The sequence below is a fragment of the Mesorhizobium sp. IMUNJ 23033 genome (genome assembly GCF_044778005.1).
GTDB lineage: Bacteria > Pseudomonadota > Alphaproteobacteria > Rhizobiales > Rhizobiaceae > Mesorhizobium > Mesorhizobium amorphae_A.
In genome coordinates, this window is the sequence record NZ_JBJACT010000016.1 from 122,885 (window position 1) to 142,133 (window position 19,249).

Sequence of the window (19,249 nt, forward strand, 5' to 3'; positions counted from 1 at the left end):
AGACATGACGACGGTCGCGGCAAAAGCCGCTGCCAAGCGCAGGATTGCCAGCCTCGCCTTCTGGTCGATCGTCATCGCCTTCCTGGTGATGGGGCTGAAGTTTGTGGCCTGGCGCATCACCGGCTCTGTCGCCCTCTATTCCGACGCGCTGGAATCCATCGTCAACGTCATCACCGCGGCCGCAGCGCTGTGGGCGATCCGCATCAGCCACAAACCAGCCGACAGCGACCATCCGTTCGGTCACCACAAGGCTGAATACTTTTCCGCGGTCCTCGAGGGCGTGCTGATCGTCGTGGCGGCGATGCTGATCATCGCCAAGGTGTGGCAGTCACTGCAGAACCCGCCCGTGCTCGAACAGCCCTGGCAGGGTTTGATGATCAATGCCGGCGCGGCTGTCGTCAACGCGGTATGGGCCTTGGTGCTGATCCGCAACGGCCGCGCCGAACGATCGCCGGCACTGGTCGCCGACGGCCAGCACATCATGACCGACGTGTTGACGTCCGTTGGTGTCATCGTGGGCCTTGTCGGCGCGGTGATGACCGGCTGGCATATCCTCGACCCTCTGCTTGCGCTGCTGGTGGCGCTGAACATCCTCTACCAGGGTTGGAAGCTGACCGGAGAATCGCTGAGCGGCCTCATGGACCGTGCCGTGGACACGCAGGAGCACATGCGCATCCGCGACATCATCTCGGCCAATTCGAAGGGCGCGCTGGAGGTTCACGATCTGAAAACGCGCATCGCCGGCCGCGCCACCTTCATCGAGTTCCACATGGTCGTCGACGCCGACATGACTGTGGGCGACAGCCACGTCATCTGCGACCGCATCGAGGACGCGCTGAAGGCGGAAATCCCCTCGGTCCGCGTCACCATCCATGTCGAACCGGATGATGAGGCAAAACTGCCCAAGGGCACCACGGCGGTGCCGTTCGCCTAGTTCCCTTTAAACTACGGCGAGCAGGCCGATTGCGGCATCGGGTTCAACCGGTAGACCTTGTCGTCAGACGTGGTCTTGCCCTCGGCAGCCTTCGAGCACATGTCAATGATCGGCAGGCTGCTGTTCGGGTTGGCCAGCATCATCGTGCCGTTGGCGCCGCGGCGCAGGAATATCTCCTTCTGCGTGATGTCGCAGGAAAAGTCGCTCATCTTCGCGCTCGCCGCACAGCGCCACTGGTCGGCCTCTCCCTGGCAGGAATAGGTCTGCGTGACCTTGCCCGACTTCTGCCGCGTCGTGACGGAAATGGCGATATCGGCGCCATCGGGCCAGTTGGCCGCGTCGCCGCCGGCAGCAAACGACGCCAGTTCCACCGATCCGCGGAAGACGCGGATCGATTGCGTCACCTGGTCCGGGTGCGAGCCGAGATACGCGGCGTTATAGTCGCGCCCATAGCAGAAAGGCTGTTCCGGCTTCAGCCGCTCGCGCAACGGCGGACCGAGTGCCGGATCGATCGGATCGATGCGCGCGAATTCCGCCTTGCAGGTCGCCGCGGGCATCGGGTCGAGCCGGAAATTGTCATCCTCCTTGCCAAGCGCCTGCCTGTCATATTCAGCCTTGCCAAGCTCGTCTTCAGCCCCTGCATCGAGATAGAGGTCGGGCTGCACGTCCGTGACGATCAGCCGGCCTTTTTCATCGACCTTCAGTGAGGCCAGGGTGCGGTCGCAGTCCATGCCGCAATGGATCGGCCCGCTCTTGCCATCCTCGGACTCGTGATTGCACCAGCCGCCGGCCCATTCCGGCGCCTTGGCGCCGCGCACGGTGGTGGCGATGAAGGAGTTGTAGGAGCTGTCGGCGCCTACGCTCGGCTCCTCGTTCGGCCGGCTGACCGGGTCGTGGCCATAGTAGAAGTAGATCCGCGCCACCTTCTGCTTCGGATGCGCCTTTAGATGGGCTGCATCGTAGACCCGCCCGAAACAGGCATCGGCGCCGTTCGGACTGAGTTCGGTGAGTTTGGGTGTGTCGTCGGCAAAAGCCGTGCCGGCAAGCGCCGCAAGCAAGACGGCACCAAGCCCGGAGCCAACCGTGATCCTCGACGTCATGTGATCCTCCTCGCACCGACAGGACGTGCCTGCGATTTATGCTAGTCTAGGAGCGAAGCCGGGGCCATGCAAAACTGGCGGATCAGGAGGAAGCGATGCAACGCCGCGATATGTTCCGCGCCGGTCTTGCCGGGGCCGCCGGCCTTTTCGGGCTGCGCCAGCTCAAGGCCGCGGCCGCCGAGGAAAGGCTGAAGGTCGCCTATCATCTGAGCGACGTCGACAAGGTCAATTTCGTGCTCGGCAACATCAAGAACCACTATGAAGGCACCGGCGGCAATGTCGATATTGCGCTGGTCGTGCACGGTCCGGCCCTTGCCGCCTTCAAGTCGAAAGGCATATCGGCGGCGATTTCCGGCCGCTTCGCCGGCCTTGTCCAGCAGGGCCTCAGTCCACATGCTTGCGGCAACACCATGCAAGGCATGGAGATCACGCTCGCCGACCTGCTCGACGGCTTCCATGCCGTCGACGAGGGCGGCGTCGTCAAGCTCGCCGAACTGCAGCGCCAGGGCTATGCCTATCTCAGGCCCTGAGTAGCCACGGACTTGAACGTGAGGGCGGTGAGAGCCTACGAAGGGAGAGCAGTACATCCCAGAGGAAAAGTGCCCATGACCGCCCCCACCCTTGTCATCCCAGATCTCGCCGGCAAGGCGGTGCTGGTCACCGGCGCCTCGACCGGCATCGGCGCAGCACTGGCGCTGGCCTATGCCGCGCAGAAATGCCGTGTCGCGCTGCACTACAATTCAAGCCGCGATGCGGCCGAGAAACTGGCCGGGACCATTCGCGACAGCGGCGGCGAGGTCTTCCTCACGCAGGGCGATTTCTCCGTGCCGGCCGATGTCGAGCGCGTCGTCGAGGAAAGCGCGGAAAACTTCGGCCGGCTCAACGGGCTGGTCAACAATGCCGGCGGCATGCTCGGCCGCGTCCCTTATGCCGAGCAGACCGAGGCGCATTACGACGCGGTGATGGATCTCAACGCGCGTTCCGTGCTCACCGCCTCGCGCAAGGCGCCATGGCTGAAGCGCCAGGGCGGTTTCATCGTCAACACCTCCTCGATCGCCGCCCGCAACGGCGCCGGCGGCGGCGCCGGTCTCTACGGCTCGGCCAAGGCCTTCGTCTCCAATGTGACGCGCGGCATGGCCAAGGAACTGATCGGCTTCGGCGTCCGCGTCAACGCCCTGGCGCCGGGCACTATTCGTACACCTTTCCATGAACGCTATTCGACCGAAGAGCAGATGAAGGGCATGGTCGCCACCATTCCGCAAGGCCGCGCCGGCACCGCCGAGGATTGCGTCGGCGCCTATCTGTTCCTCTCCTCCGACCTTTTGAGCGGCTACATCACCGGCCAGGTGATCGAGGTGAATGGCGGCCAGTTGATGCCATGAGCCGAGACCTGCATACTCCGTTCGCGCAACCCTGAAGGGAGACAAGGGAATGTACGGACTGATCGGCAAGATGCGGGCGGCGCGCGGCAAGCGCGACGCGGTCATGGACGTGCTGCGTGAGACCACAGGCGCCCTGCCCGGCTGCCTGAGCTACGTCATCGCCATCGACCCGGTCGACGCCGACGCAATCTGGGTCACCGAAGTTTGGACCGATCAGGCAAGCCACAAGGCGTCGCTGCAACTGCCCGAAGTCCAGGCGGCGATCGCCAAGGCGCGCCCTTTCATCGCCGGTTTCGAATTCCAGGTCGAAACCCAGCCGGTCGGCGGCTTCGGGTTGCCGAAGGCCGAGCCCGGCTGACGCCTCAGGCCGGCGGCTGATTTTCTGCGGCAGACAGGGGTTCGCATTTTGGCTCGTCCGATCTAAGACGCGGGTTATGGACTCCTCGCCAGACCAGCCCCCCGTCGAGCGCATGGCGCAGTTGCACAGGCGCTGGCAATGGCTGGTCCTGCTGGTTTTCTCGCTCCTGTTCGCCGGCGCGCTCGAAATTGCCGCACTGCCCGCGGCGCTGCTGATCGGCCCGATGCTGGCGGCGATCCTCGCCGGCACCAACGGCGCCACGGTGCGCATACCGAAGCCGCTGTTCGGTTCGGCACAGGCGGTCGTCGGCTGCCTCGTCGCCGCATCGATCTCCACCGATATCTTTCCCGTCTTCTACCAGGAGTGGCCGCTATTCCTCGGCGTCGTGGTGGCGACCGTCGCGGCTTCGAGCCTGCTCGGCTGGCTGATCAGCCGCTGGCGCATCCTGCCCGGCACCACGGCGGTCTGGGGCTCGTCACCGGGGGCCGCTACTGCCATGGTGCTGATGGCAGGCGCCTTTGGGGCTGACCAGCGCCTCGTCGCCTTCATGCAGTATCTGCGCGTCATCTTCGTCTCGATGACGGCAGCGCTGATCGCCAGGATGTGGGTCGACACATCAGGCATCGAAGTCCCGGCCATCGTCTGGTTTCCGCCGATCGATCCGCAGGCCTTCGCCGCCACCATCGGCATCGCGCTCGTCGGCGGCCTGCTCGGCAAGTTGTGCCGGCTGCCTTCGCCCTTCTTCCTCGGCACTTTCATCTTCGGCTCCATCATCCATCTCGGACTCAGTGTGCCGATGCAGTTGCCGCAATGGCTGCTCGCGGTCAGCTATGCCTTGATCGGCTGGTCGATCGGGCTGAATTTCACCCGTCCGATCCTGCGCCACGCTGCGCGCGCCCTGCCGCAGATCATCGGCTCGATCGTCGCGCTGATCGCCTTTTGCGGCGGCCTCGCCTTCCTGATCAGCCATCTGCTCGGCATCGATCCGCTGACCGCCTATCTGGCGACCAGTCCGGGTGGCATGGACAGCGTCGCCATCATCGCCGCCGCGGCGCAGAACGTCGACATCTCCTTCGTCATGGCGCTGCAGTCCGCCCGCTTCCTCGTCGTGCTCTTGATCGGGCCGAGCGTCGCGCGCCTGGTGGCAAGAAGCGTGAAACCATAAGCATTTTCCGCTCCTTGACCTGAGCCCGGCTTCACCAAAACCGGGTGATTTTTGCTGCCGGGCAACAGTCCGGACAAGTCGTCGCGCAAACACGAGAAATTACTTGACTCTCATACTCATATTTGAGAGCGCGGGATCGCAATCAGACATGAGACAGCGGAGACGAGCGATGCGGACGCGGACGGCAATATGGTACTGGAGACTATCGTTGTTGGCCGGTACCGCCCTGCTCGGCCACGCCTTGCCGGCCGGCGCACAGGAGAGTGGGGACGCCACCGTCCTCGGCAAAATCGAAGTCACCGCCGAGAGCGATGAGATCCTGGTTCAGGACGGCTACGTCGCCAAGAAGGATCGCATCGGCACCAAGCTCGACACGCCGATTGCCAAGATCCCGCAAGCGGTTTCGGTGGTGACGCAAAAGCAGATCGAGGACCAGAAGCCGCGCACGCTGAACGAATCGCTTGGCTATACGGCCAGCGCCAATCCCAACAGCTTCGGGTTCGATACCCGCTACGACGCCTTCTTCCTGCGCGGCTTCCAGGCCTTTTACAACGGCATGTTCCGCGACGGGCTGCGCCAGTACAACGGCCCTTCGGCCTGGTTCAAAACCGAACCTTACGGCATCGAGGGCGTCACCATCCTGAAAGGCCCGGCATCCTCGCTCTACGGCATCAGTGGCCCAGGCGGGATCGTCAATGTCGTCACGAAGCGTCCCAAGGACGAACCTTTCCACGAGATCGAATTGCTGGCCGGCGAGCATAACCGTTTCCAGGCCGGCCTCGACGCTTCCGGTCCGGTCAACGCCGACGGCAGCATCCTCTACCGCTTCACCAGCCTCGGCCGCCTGAGTGAAACAGATCTGCCTGGCTATCCCGACGACAAGCTCTATCTGGCACCGGCGGTCACCTTCAAGCCGGATGAGGACACCAAGCTCACCATCCTCGGCGAGTACTCGAAATCCGTCACCGGTGGCACCGCCGCCTTCTACAACTCGGCCTACGGCGTGCTGTCCAACGTCTATGAGGGCGATCCGGTGTGGAACGATTTCGACCAGACGCAAGGCCGCATCGGCTACGAGTTCGAGCATCGTTTCAACGATGTGCTGACGGTGCGCCAGAACCTGCGCTACAACGCCGTAGACAGCGACATCGAATACAGCGGCCACTATTCGATCGGCGCCGACCAGCCGCTGCAGCGCTACTGGGGCCACTACACCGAGACCATGAAGAACTTCGTCGTCGACAACATGGCGCAGTTCGAGTTCGACACCGGCCCGGTCAGGCATACCGCGGTCGGCGGCATCGACTACGCCTGGTCGGATTATGATGCCGGCAGCGGGATCTCTTATGTCTCGGTCGACGACATCAAGTCGGCCGCGGTTCCGCACTATGGCGGGCAGGAGATGAACCAGCTCGGCGTCTACCTGCACGACCAGATGGAGTGGAACGATTTCATCCTGTTTACCAGCGGCCGCTACGACTGGGTCGACACCACCTCGACCGCTGCCGACTTCAGCACCTCCAAGCAGAAGGACAGCGCCTTCTCCGGTCGGCTCGGCCTGTCCTACCAGACCGAATGGGGCATCACGCCCTATGTCAACTATTCCACCTCGTTCTCGCCCAACATCGGCTTCGTCTTTGACGACGTCACCAGCACCGTCGGCCGGGTCGCTCGCCCGACCATCGCGACGCAGAAAGAGATCGGCGTCAAATACGAGATCCCGGATTACAACGCGATCGTCAGCGCCGCGCTGTTCGATATCGACCAGAAGGACGGCGTCGTGTTCGACGCATCGACTGGCATCAACAAGCAGCGCCAACTCGACCTCAATTCGCGCGGCATCGAGCTGGAAGCCAATGCCTCTTTGGACAACGGCTTCAGCTTCATTGCCTCCTATACCTATCTGCGCGTCAAGATCGAGCGCGGCGCCCAATTCACCGCCGGCAAGGAACTGTCGGCGACGCCGAACCATATCCTGTCGCTTTGGGGCCACTACCAGTTCGAGAACGGCACGCTGGAGGGGTTGGGGCTGGGAACGGGCGTGCGGGTCGCCGGCTCGAGCTATGGCGACGACACAAACACATTCAAGAACGAGGCGCGCGCCTTCGTCGACGCCTCGGCCTCTTACGATTTCGGCTACCGCAATCCAAAGCTTGAAGGCGTGAAGCTGCAGGTCAACGCCAAGAACCTGTTCGACATCCAGAAGACCATCTGCTCGGCCGGCTATTGCTACCGCGACGAAGGCCGTTCGCTGTTCGCCAGCCTGCGCTACCGCTTCTGACCGACGACGCCATCCGCGCTGCCACCAAGCGGCGGCGCGGTGCTATTCCTCGCCCTCGTCATCGCCCTCGGCGCCCCGGCGCCAATAGGCGGTGACCAGATGCCGCCTCCGCGGCAGGCCCCACTCCTTGCGTACGATCTTGCGGATCTCACGGAAATCGGCGAATTCGCACGCCGCCCAGACATAGAGATTCTCCGGGAGCGCTGCGCGATCACGCCCCCGCAGCGCCGCCGGCAACAGAGCGGCGGTGCCGGGTTCAACGCCTTGCCGGTAAAGCCAGGTGACGGCGATGTTCTCGCCGTCAGCCAGCGACATCCGGTCCTCGGGGCCATCGACTTCGATAAGCACCTCGGCGCGGGTCGAGGGCGCAAGCTCCTCGAGGATCCTGCCAATGGCGGGAAGTGCCGTATCGTCGCCGACCAGAAGCAGCGCCTCCGCATCGGGCGCTCCGCCTCCGCCGGGCCCGATCATGCCGATAATATCGCCGGCTTGCGCGTTCTCGGCGAAGGCAGCGGCCGGCGTGTCCTGGCCGGGATGCAGCACGAAGTCGACATCGAGCCAGCCGCCGGCGGCATCAAGTGCCCGGATCGTGTAGACCCGCACGACCAGCGCATCCTCGCCCGAAGGCCACACCAGCAGGCCCTCGGCGCCCATCGACGGCCAGACCGGCTGCCGGCCGCGCGGCGGCAGCAAGAGCCGCACATGCAGGCCGCCATGCGCAAACCGGCCGAGATCGCTGCCTGAGAAACGAACGCGCTGCATATGCGGATAAATCCGCGTTGCCGACACAACCCTGATCTCGCGAAAAAAGACCGGCGTGCCTGCATCGCTGCCATCGCCTTGCCAGCGAATAGCGTTCGTCGTGCCAAGATGCTCCGAAAAATGGCCGGCGATCGTCATCTTCATGTAGGACAGGCAGGTCTCGTCCTCGGCCGCGACCCGGATCAGCACGCTGCCGTCGCCGAGCGTCGCGTTCAACGAGCCGTAATGCATGCGGAATTCCCACTGGTCGGCAATGCCGGTGTCGATCTCGGTTTCGCCGTGCTCGGCGCGCAGCCTGTCCATGACGGACCGGATGGCACCATCGACGATCCGGGTTTGCGCGCTGAGTTGCTCCATGGGTGCAGCCTTTCGAATACCGGTTGAAGCGACGCCGTCCAAGGCGCAGCCATCGCCGGCATGCCACAGCGGCGGCGCCGTTTCCATAGAAACATGACGAAAGAAGTCATATTTTCTTGAGCGATTGAACCTCAAGAATGCAACGCGGTTCCTAGGCGATCACACTGGCTGGAAAATCGACCATTGTAACCGGAAACTGGCAACCATCAGTCCAGCCGGTGCATCAAATCGTCATCCAGCCAGCGGCCGAAGAAGTAGACCAGCTGCTTGTGCCACCACGGCCAGTCATGACTGACGTCGCCGCCCCAATAGTCGACCCAGGCGGGGATGGACTTGTCGCGCAGCACCTGCTCCAAGGCCCGCGTCTCGGTGAGCATCCGCTCTTCCCAGGCGCCCTGACCGCAGCAGAAGATCAGCCTGAGCGCCTTCAGCCGACCAAGCAGTTTCTGGTCGACAATCCCAGGCAGATAGTCGAGCGGCGAGTTGAAGAAGATATTGCCGTCGAGCGCGCCGCCGAAGAAATCGCGGGTCGAGTAGACGCCCGACAGCGCGATGACGCCGCTGGCCAGTTCCGGAAAGCGGAAGACGAAATTCGACGCGTGGTAGCCGCCCATCGAACAGCCTGAAAACAGCGGCCTCAGCTCGCGCCCGCCATTGGCTTTTGTCGCGGTCGCCAGCAGTTCCGGCAGCGCCTCTTCGCGCACATAGCGGAAATAGGCTTCGTGGCGGGCGATACGGTCGGCCGGGTCGGCATGCTTGTCGAAGAAGGATTCCGAATCGATGCCGTCGAGCGTGAACAGCTGGATGCGGCCGGTGTCGATGAATTCCGAAAGCGCACCGACCCCGCCGGAATCCTCGAACTGGTAGAACCGTCCTTGCGAGGTCGGGAACACCACCACCGGCCGGCCGGCATGGCCATAGCGCTTGTATTCCATGTCGCGGCCGAGGTTGCGGGCGAAACCCTTGTGATAGGAAACGTCCATCGCCTCACACCTTTTCCGCGTGGATGTAGTCGACCGCCTGGCGCAGCGCCTTCGGATCCCTCGAGCGCATCTGATAGGCGTAATGTCCCATGGCGCGGCTGAAAACCTCTTCGATGGCCTGATGGTGTACGATCTTGTCGCCGTGGGCGGCTAGCACGTCCGCATGGCTGTGCAAATAGGCTAGGTGGCGTTTGCGGCTGGCATAGGCGGTGAAGTACTTGCCTTCATAAGGCCCGCCGGCGGCGTCCTTGACCACCATCTCGGCCCAGGCCGCATAGACGTCGATGTCGAACGTGTAGTTGATCGCATCGGTCATCCAGGCGCCGGGCGGGCGCATGTTGACCTCGAGCGCGATGACGCGCTTGTCCTTGGTCTCGAACAGCTCGATGTGGAAGAAGCGCTCGCGCACGTCGAACGCCTTCAGAATCTTCCGACCGGCCTCCTCTACCGCCGGGCTGATCTCGGGAAAGCAGGTGTAGCTCATATGGCGGTCCCTGTTGACCACCTCCATGACGCTCTGGTCGTAGCGGTGGCTGGCCGCCAGCACCACCTCGCCGTCGCGGTTGACCAGCCCGTCGAAGGTGACCACCAGCCCTTCGATAAACTGCTCCATGACGAAGCTCACACCCTCGGGCTTGTCCTTGAAGAACTGATCGAGTTCCTTCGAGTTGGAGATCTTGAAGGTGTTTGAAGCGCCGGAGCCGGAATCCGGCTTCACCACCACCGGATAGCCGACGCGGCGGATGAAGGTCATGGCACCGGCGCGATCGGAGCACTTGCGCTGCGGGATGGTCTCGACGCCGCTCTTGCGGAAGAAGGCGCGCATGCGGCTCTTGCGTTTCAAATTCTTCACGAAATCGAGCTTGGTGCCGAAGATGTTGAAGTCGGTGCGGATGTTGGCCTCGAGTTCCAGCCAATGCTCGTTGAGCGATTCGAACCGGTCGATGCGGCCCCATTTGTGGATGAAATGGCCCATCGCCCGGAACACCGGCTCGTAGTCCTCCATGTCGGCGACGCGGTAATACTCCGACAGCGCCGTCTTCAGTTTTCCGTTCAGCGCCTCATAGGGCGCATCGCCGATGCCGAGCACCGTGGCGCCGGCCTTCTTCAGCCGGTCGCAGAAATCCGCGCCGTTGGCCGGAAAATGCGGCGAGAAGAAAACGAAATTCATGGACGGCCTCCCCCGGCGTCGCTGTCAAGTCGAGGCGAGTTTGGCGTATTTGCTCCCTATGGGGAAGAGCTTGCGCATCTTGCCAAGGAGGCGGTCCCACTTGCCTCCCACAGCCTGCTCCTGTATGAGACCGCCATGAACACGCGCGCCTCTTCCGTCGCTTCCCGTCCGACCGGCTTCGCCGGCGAGACCGTGCGCGCGCTTGCTTCGACCCTGCTTCTTCTCGGCCTTATCGGCGATCGCCGGGTTCGCTGAAGGAGCGCCCGGCGGTCGAACCGCCGCTTACGCGCATGCTCCTTGGCCAAATTGGCAAGTCACATCAAGCGAACGAAACTTTGGTAAAGGCGCCGCTCGGCACCAAATCCGCCTGCAGGTGGACCCGCGAGCCGCCGGGAGATACGACGATGAACGCACGAGAAGATATCCGTCCAAATGACGGCAACGCAGTAAGGGGCATGACAGAGTCAGCCCGTGGCATGACAGAGTCAGCCCGGGGCATGCCGGACGCCCCTCGCAAATATCAACCCTATCCGACCGTCGGCCTCACCGACCGCACCTGGCCCTCGAAAATCATCGACAAGGCGCCGATCTGGTGTTCGGTCGACCTGCGTGACGGCAACCAGGCGCTGATCGACCCGATGGGCCATGAGCGCAAGGCGCGCATGTTCGGCCTGCTGCTGGACATGGGCTTCAAGGAGATCGAGATCGGTTTCCCGTCGGCCTCGCAGACGGATTTCGATTTCGCTCGCTGGTGCATCGAGGACGGCAGTGTGCCCGCCGATGTCTCGCTGCAGGTGCTGGTGCAGTGCCGTCCCGAACTCATCACCCGCACCTTCGAGGCGCTGAAGGGCGCCACCAATCCGATCGTGCACTTCTACAACTCGACCAGCGAACTGCAGCGCCGCGTCGTCTTCGAGAAGGACGTCGCCGGCATCAAGCGCATCGCCACCGACGCGGCCAAGATGATCACCGACATGGCGGCCAATGCGGGCGGCGGCTATCGCTTCGAATATTCGCCGGAAAGCTTCACCGGCACCGAACTCGAAGTGGCGCTGGAGATCTGCAACGCGGTCACCGAGATCGTGAAACCCACGGCCGACAACAAGCTGATCATCAACCTGCCGTCGACGGTCGAGATGTCGACGCCCAACATCTATGCCGACCGCATCGAATGGATGTGCCGCAACCTCGACAACCGCGAGAACCTGTTGATCTCGCTGCATCCGCACAATGATCGCGGCACCGGTATCGCCACCACCGAACTCGGCCTGATGGCCGGCGCCGACCGTGTCGAGGGCACGCTGTTCGGCAATGGCGAGCGCACCGGCAATGTCGACATCGTCACGCTGGCGCTCAACATGTACACGCAAGGCGTCGATCCCGAACTCGACTGCTCCGACATTAACCGGATGAAGGACGTCTACGAGTATTCGAACCAGCTGAAGATCCCGGAACGCCACCCTTACGTCGGCGAACTCGTCTACACGGCCTTTTCCGGCTCGCACCAGGACGCCATCAACAAGGGCATGAAGGCGCTGCGCAAGGCCAACACGCCGCACTGGGAAGTGCCCTATCTGCCGATCGACCCGGCCGATGTCGGCCGCAGCTACGAGGCGATCATCCGCATCAACTCGCAGTCCGGCAAGGGTGGCATCGCCTATGTGCTGCAGGCCGACTACGGACTCAATTTGCCGCGCAATCTGCAGATCGAGTTCAGCCAGCACATCCAGGCGATAACCGACGCCGAAGGCAAGGAAGTGGCCGCCAGGCGCATCCACGAGGAATTCCTCGAAACCTATGTCGACCAGCCCAGCGCGCGGCTGAAGTTCCTCGACCACCACACCTATCCGGACACCGAGACCAAGGGCCGCCGCGTGGTCGAGGCCGTCATCCTCGACAACGGCAAGGAAATGACCATTACCGGATCGGGCACCGGTCCGATCGACGGTTTTGTCGACGCGCTGTCGCGCCACGTCGGCGTGGAGATGTCGGTGCTCGACTATTCCGAGCATTCCATGCAGCGTGGCTCGAACGCCTCGGCGATTTCCTATGTCGAGATGGAATATCCCGGCGGCAAGCTGTTCGGCGCCGGCATCAACACCAACATCGTCGCCGCCTCGCTGGAAGCCGTGGTTTCGGCCGCCAACCGCATCGTCGGCCGCAAGGCCGGCTGATCTTTCTAAACCCTGGCGCGCCGCATCGGCGGCGCTCCAGGGCCCCTGCCTGCGAGCCGGCTCTCGCGTTAACCATGGGCAATTATCCGGTGGCTTACGCGATAGCATAATACAACCATGCTTGTGCGGCAGTGCCAGCGCTATATGATCGCGCCTCAACCTGTGCCGACTTCGAGAGGATCGACACTTGCAGCATGCCACGCCTGCCGCCCCCGCAGTGCGCGAGACATTGGAGCGACTGCTAGCCAGCGAAACGTTCGGACGGTCCGAGCGTGCGCGAAAACTGCTGCGCTATCTGGTCGAACGCGAACAGGCCGGCGAGGCTGACCGGCTCAAGGGCTTCTCCATCGCCATGGACGTCTTCGGCAAGGACGGCGATTTCGATCCGTCTACCGATGCCGTCGTTCGGGTTCAGGCTGGCAGGCTGCGCGAGCTTCTGCAGAACTACTTCGCCAATGAAGGCGTTGGCGAGCCGGTGCGCATCGCCATTCCGCGCGGCGGCTACGTTCCTTCCTATGAACTGAATGCAATTCGCCTGCCGGCCGAGTTGGAGCCGGCGGAAGGCACTGCGCCGACGATCGCCCCCACGGAACTGCCCGACCTCGACATCGTCCACGCCGCCCCGCTGATGTCGCCCGCTGCCGCGCCCGAACCTGGGCCGTCGCTCACCCGGCACCTGAAGTTCTTCTGGGGCGCGATTGTCGTGGTCATCGCCATGCTCGGGGTGCTGATCCTTCGCCAGGGCAGCGATGTCCTGCTCGGCAGCGGCGGTTCCGCCTCGGCCGTAGAGACCGCGGTGGCGACGAGCAGCGTAGCGTCACCTCCGGTGGAAACCTTGCCGCTGGTCTACATCGCCGTGAAGGCCAATGGCCCGGAGGCTGCCCGTGTGGCTGCTTCGCTGCGCGCCGGCCTCGCCGGGTTCGACACGATAGACTTCATCGGACGTGATGCCGACGGCACCCGCGATCCGGCTGGCGACGCCACCAGCTTCGTATTCGATATCCTGCCGGGACCCGCGGCGAGCGACGTGACGCTCGAACTGCAGAATGTCGCGACCGGCCGGGTGCTGTTGTCACGCAACCTGTCGGCCGTCGACAGCGCGCCGGGCGCGATCGAAGACAGTATCGCCAACATATTGACCTCGACTATCCCTGCCTACGGACCGATCTACACCTACATCGAACAGAGCGGCATCGAGACCGGCCTGATGGGGTGTCTTGTGCTCAATGACAGCTACTATCTCGACCAGAGCGCCAAGACTCACGAAGCTGCCTATCGCTGCCTGGAAAATCTCGCCAGCCAGGGCGCGAAATCATCGCTGGTCTATTCGGAACTCGCCTCCCTGCATCTCGAGGCTGTCACCGATCACTATTCCTATCCGCCCGGCGCGACGATCGAACAGGCGATGTCGTTTGCCCATCGCGCTGTTCAGATGGGGCCGACCAGCCCCTATGCACATCGCGCTTATGGCTATCTCAATTCGCGCCTCGGCAATATGGATGAATCGATCCGCTGGATGCGCAAGGCCCATGAGCTCAACCCCTACGACCTCGGCATGGCGGCGGCTTACGGCTATGGACTGATTTTCGCCGGCAAATACAGCGAAGGAACCCCGATCCTGGCCCACGCCGTCGAAACCTTCAGCGGCCACCCGACCTGGTGGGACTACGGGCTTTTTGTCGGCGCATTCATGCTGGGCGACACGAATAGGGCCGCAATCGCCAGCGAGTCGTTGCGCACGACGGCAACCAAATCGCACTATCTGGCGGCGCGCATTATCGGGGCCAAGATAGCCGGCCGCGATCAGCTGGTGAGCCAGCTGACCAACGAGCTGGTCGCCAAATTTCCGAAGTTCGCCGCCAATCCGCGCTCAACCTTCGTCGACAGGAAATACCCCACCGACCTGACCGACCGGCTGGTCGGGGCGTTGCGCGCGGCAGGGCTCGGCAACGCCAGCTGACGTGCGCCAAGCGCGCGCCGGATCGCGAAAATTTTACTGGCCATCGATCTGGTCTGGGAGCAATCCAGCCACAATCTGGAGTTCGCTACCCGTCCGGTTCTGCAACAATCATCAGTTTTCATGAGTTCATCCCTCCACGCTGCCGAACGCGGTATCGGTCCGAAGACTGTCGCCTTCCTGCACGGCTTCGGTGGCTGCCATGAGGTCTGGCGCGACGTGACGTCGATGCTTGCGCCCGACATGCGGACGCTGGCCTACGACCTTCCCGGGTATGGGCTTTCTCTCGATTTCCCTGGCAGTGGTTCGGCCAGGACGGCCGCTCGGGCCGCTCTGACGGACCTTGCCGCGCGTGGCATGAAAAGGGTGCACCTGGTCGGCCATTCGATGGGCGGCGCGGTGGCTGTGCTGATGGCATTGGCCGAGCCCGAAAGAATTGCCTCGCTGACACTTTTGGCGCCGGGCGGCTTTGGCCCGGAAATCAACGGCCCTCTCTTGCGCCGCTATGCGGCCGCCACCGGCAAAAGTGCGATCCGTACCTGTCTCGCCGCCATGTCCGGGCCGCTGAGCCAACCCCCGGAGCACGTCGTTGATGTGCTTGACGAGATGCGTCGACGCCCGGGTCAGTTGCAAAAGCTTGTCGAGTTTGCCGCGTCCATGACCAGGGATGACCGGCAGGGCGCCATCCCGCGCGAACAGCTCGAAACGTTGAAAATGCCGGTGATGGTTGTCTGGGGAACGGACGACGCTGTGCTGCCGGTTTGCCAGGCCGACGATATGCCCGTGCATTTTCATCTGCACCATGTTCTGGAGGCCGGCCACATGCTGCCCGAGGAAGCGCCTGACCTTGTCGCCACGGCGGTGCGCCGCAACATGAACCGCCGCCGCAGGCGCCTTCAGCCGAGACTTGACGCGGCGGCGAGCTGAACCGCAGCCATTATCTCGCGGGTGCATTTTGCCGACGACTATGTTAACTCGCTGTTAACCAACCGCGAGGCAACGCCGATGAAGGACACAGGCGAGAAAATCACCCCGATCGATCCGTCGCGAAACCTGTCCGATGCCATTCGCGATGTGAAGAACGCCTTTGCCGACCGCGACGACGTGGTCGTCGACTTGCGCGAAGCGCACCGCATGCGGCTCGAATTGCTTGCCGCCGAGCTCGCTCCCGTCTTTGCCGATGTGCCCGCCGATATGGACAATTTCGACTTCGCCGTATCGTCTGGCCTGCAGCCGCGCCTGTGGATCGATGCGGTCAGCCATGTCGCCATGGGGCGGGATCGCCGCACCTACCGGTTTCTCAGGGATACCCGCATCGGCCGCGTGGTTCTCGCCGAATCGACCGACATGAAAATCGTCGCCGACCAGGTGACGCGCTATGTTGCCGAGCGTGTCGTCGAACGTCAAAGGATGATGGAGGGCGGGGTCGAGCACGCCGCCTCCGGCATGACGCGTGTCGCGGTGGCCGAAGCCGAGCCGCCATTGCGGGCTGCTCAGCGCGGCAAGGCCGGGTCGGCCTTCCTGTCCGGCCTCGGCCTGATCTTTGCCGGCGCTTTGGTTGGGTTGGCTGTGTCGATCGTGCTGTTCTGGGACCGCCTTGTGGCGATGAAGATCAGCTTCTGACCAGCTGGCGCGATGCTTCGGCATCGGCGCCAAGTTCGAGCACCTGCAGCTCCGAAGGCGGAAGAGCTGGCCCGGTCAGGCCGCGTCGCGTCAAGCGGATCCGCCAGTTGCCCTTGTCGCCGTCGATATCGATCAGATTGTACTGCGCGGCCGGGTGCCTGCTGCCAAGCCCCTGTCCGGCGGCTGCGACACCGACGGCCGGGATCTTGGCGCCGCGGCCACCGATGAAGAACAGGCTCGGATCGTGCGAATGGCCGTGCAGGATAAGTTCGGCCCCATGCCGGCGAACGATCTTCTGGAAGAGCGCAATGCCGAACAGCCGCTTGTACTGCGAAACGGCGCCTCGCACCGGCGGATGGTGGATCATGATGACCCGGAACAGGCCGCGCTCGGCCGTCGCGTCGAGCATTCGGCCGAGCCTCTGCGCTTGGCCCTCCCTGAAGAAGCCATTGGCCATGAATGGGGCGGTGGCGCGCGCCGTCGAAACGCCGATCAGCGCGATGTTGTCGCGTACCCGCAAATAGGGAAAAGAATGGCGGTCGACCGGTGTGTTGACGTCGTCGCCGGTCATCCACGCCGCCCAGGAACGGCAGGACTTGTCGAAAGCGCCCGGCACATAGGCGTCGTGATTGCCCGGAACGACCGACACGTCATGCGGCGAACCCAGTGTCTCCAGCCAGTGCCTGGCCATTTCGATCTCGCCGTCGAGCGCCAGATTGACCAGATCCCCCGTCACCGCGAGGTGATCGGGGGCGCTGGCCTTCATATCGGCAAGCAGCGTGTCGATGACCGCGTCGTGCATGTGGCGGCGGCGGTTGCGTTGCCAGTTGACGTAGCCGACCACGCGCTTGGAGGCGAGTTCGCGATAGGTTACACCGGGGAGCGGTCCCAGATGGATATCGGAAATATGCGCGAGCCTGAACATCCCTCATTCATAAGCGACGCGGCCCCCGCTTACCACTCATGGTTTCACGGATGACGACAACGTCAGACCCGGAATTGGCCTTGCGCCAGACCGGCTGGCCGGGCCTGAGATCAAGGCTGTTCCATCTCTATTTCCTGCTGCGGCGGCCGATGACGCTCGGCGTGCGCGGCCTCATTCACGACCGCGGTTCCAACAGCGTCTTTCTGATTCGCCACACCTATGTTGCGGGCTGGCAACTGCCGGGCGGCGGCGTCGAAACCGGCGAGACACTGGTCGAGGCGTTGGCGCGCGAGCTTGCCGAGGAGGGCAACATCGCGCTGATCGCTCCGCCGGTGCTGAGGTCGATGCATTTCAACAGCCGTTCCAGCAAGCGCGACCATGTCGGCCTCTATCTGATCGAAGGCTTCAGCCAGACGGCGCCGAAGCTGCCGGACCACGAGATCGCCGAAGCCGCCTTCTTCCCGCTCGACAACTTGCCGGAAGCAACCACCCCGGCGACGCTGCGCCGGATCGCCGAGATTTTTCACGGCGAAAAGCCCTCACCCTACTGGTAGATCATGCGGCTTTTCCGAACCGCCCCCGGTCATGCGGTGCAGCGTAGTCCAATTCCGGGCCGACCGGCACGATACCGGTCGGATTGATCGTCCGGTGGCTGGCATAGTAGTGCGCCTTGATGTGGTGCAGGTTGACCGTGCCGGCGACGCCGGGCACCTGGTAGAGGTCGCGCAGATAGTTCGACAGGTTCGGATAGTCGGCGATGCGGCGCAGATTGCATTTGAAATGCCCGACATAGACCGGATCGAAGCGCACCAGCGTGGTGAACAGCCGCCAGTCGGCCTCGGTGATGCGCTCGCCGACGAGATAGCGCTGCTTTGACAGCCGCTCTTCGAGCGTGTCGAGTGCGGCGAACAATTCGCCGAATGCCTCTTCATAGGCGCGTCGCGTGGTGGCAAAGCCGGCCCGATAGACGCCGTTGTTGATGGCGGGATAGACCAGCGCATTGACGCGGTCGATCTCGCCGCGCAGGTCCTCGGGATAGAAGTCGAGGCTCGCATCGCCCCATTCGTCGAATGCCGAATTGAGCATCCGGATGATTTCGGAGGACTCGTTGGAGACGATCGTCTGTTCCTTTTTGTCCCACAGCACCGGCACCGTCACCCGGCCGGAATAGGCAGGATCGGCCTTGGCATAGATCTGGTGCAGGAAATCGAGGCCGTAAAGCGTATCGCCGGTGGCGCCGTCCTCGGCCAGGAACGTCCAGCCGTCCGCACCCATGAAATGATGCACGACCGAGACGGAGATGATGCCTTCCAGCTTCTTCAGCACGCGCAGGATCAGCGTCCGGTGCGCCCATGGGCAGGCAAGCGAGACGTAGAGGTGGTAGCGTCCGGGCTCGGCCTTGAAGCCGCGCTTTCGCCCCTCCGCCGGCGCCCCGTCAACGGTGATCCAGTCGCGCCATTGCGCCGGCGCCCGCACGAACCTGCCGCCGCTGTCCGCCGTATCATACCAGCGATCCTGCCACTTGCCTTCGATCAGCAATCCCATGCAAAACTCCTTGCGTGTTAATGGTGCATGTAGGCACAAGGTTGCCCTGCCGAAGTCGTCATGTGCTGAACAGACCGTCACTCGGCCGAAACGGCGGACGAAAACGGCCGATTGCAGCGGCCGGAATTTGATGCTAGCGGACAATCCGCATGTTCGACTTTGCCACAATCCGGTTCGACCGACGACGAAAGGACGCCCGCGCTTGATGAAGCGCTGACTGGCGAACGCTGCCGTTTGCAGCAAACCTTTCCTCCTCTACCGGAACGCAAAGACCATGAGCCTTGCCGACGTGAAATACCTGCCGGAAACCCCGGCGCACGATCCCGAAATCGAAGCCATCAACGACGAGGCCTTCGGGCCGGGCCGTTTCGTTCTCGCTGCCTACAAGATCCGCGAAGCCGGAGGGCATGAGCGCGCTTTGTCCTTCGTTGCCGTTGACGGCGATATTGTCGTCGCCTCGGTGCGGATGACACGCATCGAGGTAGGCGCGGGAGGTGAGCGGACGCTCTGAGCGACTGAGGTTCGGGGTGGG

17 protein-coding genes and 1 pseudogene are annotated in these 19,249 nt (G+C 63.3%); 12 read left to right on the forward strand and 6 right to left on the reverse strand.

Features of this window, described 5'->3' with window-relative positions:
* Window positions 1-4: 4 nt before the first annotated feature.
* Entirely contained in the window at window positions 5-934 is a 930-nt protein-coding gene (locus ACFX5Q_RS18845) for a cation diffusion facilitator family transporter (protein WP_100084796.1), read from the forward strand.
* A gap of 11 nt (window positions 935-945) precedes the next feature.
* Here ACFX5Q_RS18845 and ACFX5Q_RS18850 read toward each other — a convergent pair whose 3' ends face one another.
* Entirely contained in the window at window positions 946-2,034 is a 1,089-nt protein-coding gene (locus tag ACFX5Q_RS18850) for a hypothetical protein (RefSeq protein WP_404280479.1), read from the reverse strand.
* 95 nt (window positions 2,035-2,129) lie between these two features.
* On the opposite strand from ACFX5Q_RS18850, the gene ACFX5Q_RS18855 reads away from it, so the two are divergent.
* The 5 genes from ACFX5Q_RS18855 (at window position 2,130) to ACFX5Q_RS18875 (ending at window position 7,220) form a co-directional block, all read left to right on the forward strand.
* Window positions 2,130-2,564 carry a DsrE family protein gene (locus tag ACFX5Q_RS18855; RefSeq protein ID WP_404280480.1) on the forward strand — a complete coding sequence of 145 codons (435 nt, stop codon included), beginning with the start codon at window positions 2,130-2,132 and terminating at the stop codon, window positions 2,562-2,564.
* 75 nt (window positions 2,565-2,639) lie between these two features.
* Entirely contained in the window at window positions 2,640-3,416 is a 777-nt protein-coding gene (locus ACFX5Q_RS18860; RefSeq protein ID WP_404280481.1) for an SDR family NAD(P)-dependent oxidoreductase, read from the forward strand.
* A gap of 49 nt (window positions 3,417-3,465) precedes the next feature.
* Window positions 3,466-3,774, forward strand: coding sequence for a putative quinol monooxygenase (locus ACFX5Q_RS18865; RefSeq protein ID WP_192178007.1), 309 nt, complete (start codon window positions 3,466-3,468; stop codon window positions 3,772-3,774).
* A 76-nt stretch (window positions 3,775-3,850) separates the two neighbouring features.
* Window positions 3,851-4,939, forward strand: coding sequence for an AbrB family transcriptional regulator (locus ACFX5Q_RS18870; protein ID WP_404280482.1), 1,089 nt, complete (start codon window positions 3,851-3,853; stop codon window positions 4,937-4,939).
* Between the two features lie 211 nt (window positions 4,940-5,150).
* Complete coding sequence (locus ACFX5Q_RS18875; RefSeq protein ID WP_404280483.1) at window positions 5,151-7,220, forward strand: TonB-dependent siderophore receptor; 2,070 nt, start codon at window positions 5,151-5,153, stop codon at window positions 7,218-7,220.
* Between the two features lie 42 nt (window positions 7,221-7,262).
* On the opposite strand, the gene ACFX5Q_RS18880 is transcribed toward ACFX5Q_RS18875, so the two are convergent.
* From ACFX5Q_RS18880 to ACFX5Q_RS18890, 3 genes are all read right to left on the reverse strand, one after another.
* The gene (locus ACFX5Q_RS18880; RefSeq protein WP_404280484.1) at window positions 7,263-8,339 is read right to left on the reverse strand and encodes a siderophore-interacting protein; all 1,077 of its coding nucleotides are present in this window, start codon (window positions 8,337-8,339) and stop codon (window positions 7,263-7,265) included.
* A gap of 206 nt (window positions 8,340-8,545) precedes the next feature.
* A complete protein-coding gene (locus tag ACFX5Q_RS18885) occupies window positions 8,546-9,322 on the reverse strand; it encodes an esterase family protein (RefSeq protein ID WP_404280485.1) in 777 nt (258 codons plus the stop codon).
* 4 nt (window positions 9,323-9,326) lie between these two features.
* Complete coding sequence (locus tag ACFX5Q_RS18890; RefSeq protein WP_404280486.1) at window positions 9,327-10,493, reverse strand: ATP-grasp domain-containing protein; 1,167 nt, start codon at window positions 10,491-10,493, stop codon at window positions 9,327-9,329.
* A 497-nt stretch (window positions 10,494-10,990) separates the two neighbouring features.
* Between ACFX5Q_RS18890 and leuA the strand changes: the two genes are divergently transcribed.
* The 4 genes from leuA to ACFX5Q_RS18910 all read left to right on the forward strand — a co-directional run bounded on the left by leuA (window position 10,991) and on the right by ACFX5Q_RS18910 (window position 16,247).
* Window positions 10,991-12,667: a 2-isopropylmalate synthase gene (gene leuA, locus ACFX5Q_RS18895; protein WP_404280487.1), complete on the forward strand. Its 1,677-nt coding sequence runs from the start codon at window positions 10,991-10,993 to the stop codon at window positions 12,665-12,667.
* A gap of 187 nt (window positions 12,668-12,854) precedes the next feature.
* Window positions 12,855-14,627, forward strand: coding sequence for a tetratricopeptide repeat protein (locus ACFX5Q_RS18900; RefSeq protein WP_404280488.1), 1,773 nt, complete (start codon window positions 12,855-12,857; stop codon window positions 14,625-14,627).
* A 120-nt stretch (window positions 14,628-14,747) separates the two neighbouring features.
* Complete coding sequence (locus tag ACFX5Q_RS18905; RefSeq protein ID WP_404280489.1) at window positions 14,748-15,551, forward strand: alpha/beta fold hydrolase; 804 nt, start codon at window positions 14,748-14,750, stop codon at window positions 15,549-15,551.
* Between the two features lie 78 nt (window positions 15,552-15,629).
* Window positions 15,630-16,247 carry a hypothetical protein gene (locus ACFX5Q_RS18910; RefSeq protein WP_404280490.1) on the forward strand — a complete coding sequence of 206 codons (618 nt, stop codon included), beginning with the start codon at window positions 15,630-15,632 and terminating at the stop codon, window positions 16,245-16,247.
* Here the strand turns inward: ACFX5Q_RS18910 and ACFX5Q_RS18915 are convergent.
* On the reverse strand, window positions 16,237-17,172 hold the full coding sequence (locus tag ACFX5Q_RS18915; protein WP_404280491.1) for a metallophosphoesterase family protein: 936 nt from the start codon (window positions 17,170-17,172) through the stop codon (window positions 16,237-16,239). The genes ACFX5Q_RS18910 and ACFX5Q_RS18915 overlap by 11 nt on opposite strands.
* A gap of 50 nt (window positions 17,173-17,222) precedes the next feature.
* Between ACFX5Q_RS18915 and ACFX5Q_RS18920 the strand changes: the two genes are divergently transcribed.
* On the forward strand, window positions 17,223-17,726 hold the full coding sequence (locus tag ACFX5Q_RS18920) for an NUDIX domain-containing protein (RefSeq protein ID WP_404280492.1): 504 nt from the start codon (window positions 17,223-17,225) through the stop codon (window positions 17,724-17,726).
* 1 nt (window position 17,727) lies between these two features.
* Here ACFX5Q_RS18920 and ACFX5Q_RS18925 read toward each other — a convergent pair whose 3' ends face one another.
* The gene (locus tag ACFX5Q_RS18925; protein WP_404280494.1) at window positions 17,728-18,717 is read right to left on the reverse strand and encodes a glutathione S-transferase family protein; all 990 of its coding nucleotides are present in this window, start codon (window positions 18,715-18,717) and stop codon (window positions 17,728-17,730) included.
* Window positions 18,718-18,991: 274 nt separating this feature from the next.
* On the opposite strand from ACFX5Q_RS18925, the pseudogene ACFX5Q_RS18930 reads away from it, so the two are divergent.
* Window positions 18,992-19,210: pseudogene (locus tag ACFX5Q_RS18930) on the forward strand (GNAT family N-acetyltransferase); the annotation flags it as partial.
* Between the last annotated feature and the right edge of the window lie 39 nt (window positions 19,211-19,249).

Bases quoted from the DNA above. Each gene is read 5' to 3' on its own strand.
- ACFX5Q_RS18910 (WP_404280490.1), top strand. From the start codon at position 15,630: ATGAAGGACACAGGCGAGAAAATCACCCCGATCGATCCGTCGCGAAAC.
- ACFX5Q_RS18865 (WP_192178007.1), top strand. From the start codon at position 3,466: ATGTACGGACTGATCGGCAAGATGCGGGCGGCGCGCGGCAAGCGCGAC.
- ACFX5Q_RS18870 (WP_404280482.1), top strand. From the start codon at position 3,851: ATGGACTCCTCGCCAGACCAGCCCCCCGTCGAGCGCATGGCGCAGTTG.
- ACFX5Q_RS18915 (WP_404280491.1), bottom strand. From the start codon at position 17,172: ATGTTCAGGCTCGCGCATATTTCCGATATCCATCTGGGACCGCTCCCC.
- ACFX5Q_RS18925 (WP_404280494.1), bottom strand. From the start codon at position 18,717: ATGGGATTGCTGATCGAAGGCAAGTGGCAGGATCGCTGGTATGATACG.
- ACFX5Q_RS18920 (WP_404280492.1), top strand. From the start codon at position 17,223: ATGACGACAACGTCAGACCCGGAATTGGCCTTGCGCCAGACCGGCTGG.
- leuA (WP_404280487.1), top strand. From the start codon at position 10,991: ATGCCGGACGCCCCTCGCAAATATCAACCCTATCCGACCGTCGGCCTC.
- ACFX5Q_RS18860 (WP_404280481.1), top strand. From the start codon at position 2,640: ATGACCGCCCCCACCCTTGTCATCCCAGATCTCGCCGGCAAGGCGGTG.
- ACFX5Q_RS18845 (WP_100084796.1), top strand. From the start codon at position 5: ATGACGACGGTCGCGGCAAAAGCCGCTGCCAAGCGCAGGATTGCCAGC.
- ACFX5Q_RS18905 (WP_404280489.1), top strand. From the start codon at position 14,748: ATGAGTTCATCCCTCCACGCTGCCGAACGCGGTATCGGTCCGAAGACT.
- ACFX5Q_RS18885 (WP_404280485.1), bottom strand. From the start codon at position 9,322: ATGGACGTTTCCTATCACAAGGGTTTCGCCCGCAACCTCGGCCGCGAC.
- ACFX5Q_RS18890 (WP_404280486.1), bottom strand. From the start codon at position 10,493: ATGAATTTCGTTTTCTTCTCGCCGCATTTTCCGGCCAACGGCGCGGAT.
- ACFX5Q_RS18855 (WP_404280480.1), top strand. From the start codon at position 2,130: ATGCAACGCCGCGATATGTTCCGCGCCGGTCTTGCCGGGGCCGCCGGC.
- ACFX5Q_RS18850 (WP_404280479.1), bottom strand. From the start codon at position 2,034: ATGACGTCGAGGATCACGGTTGGCTCCGGGCTTGGTGCCGTCTTGCTT.
- ACFX5Q_RS18880 (WP_404280484.1), bottom strand. From the start codon at position 8,339: ATGGAGCAACTCAGCGCGCAAACCCGGATCGTCGATGGTGCCATCCGG.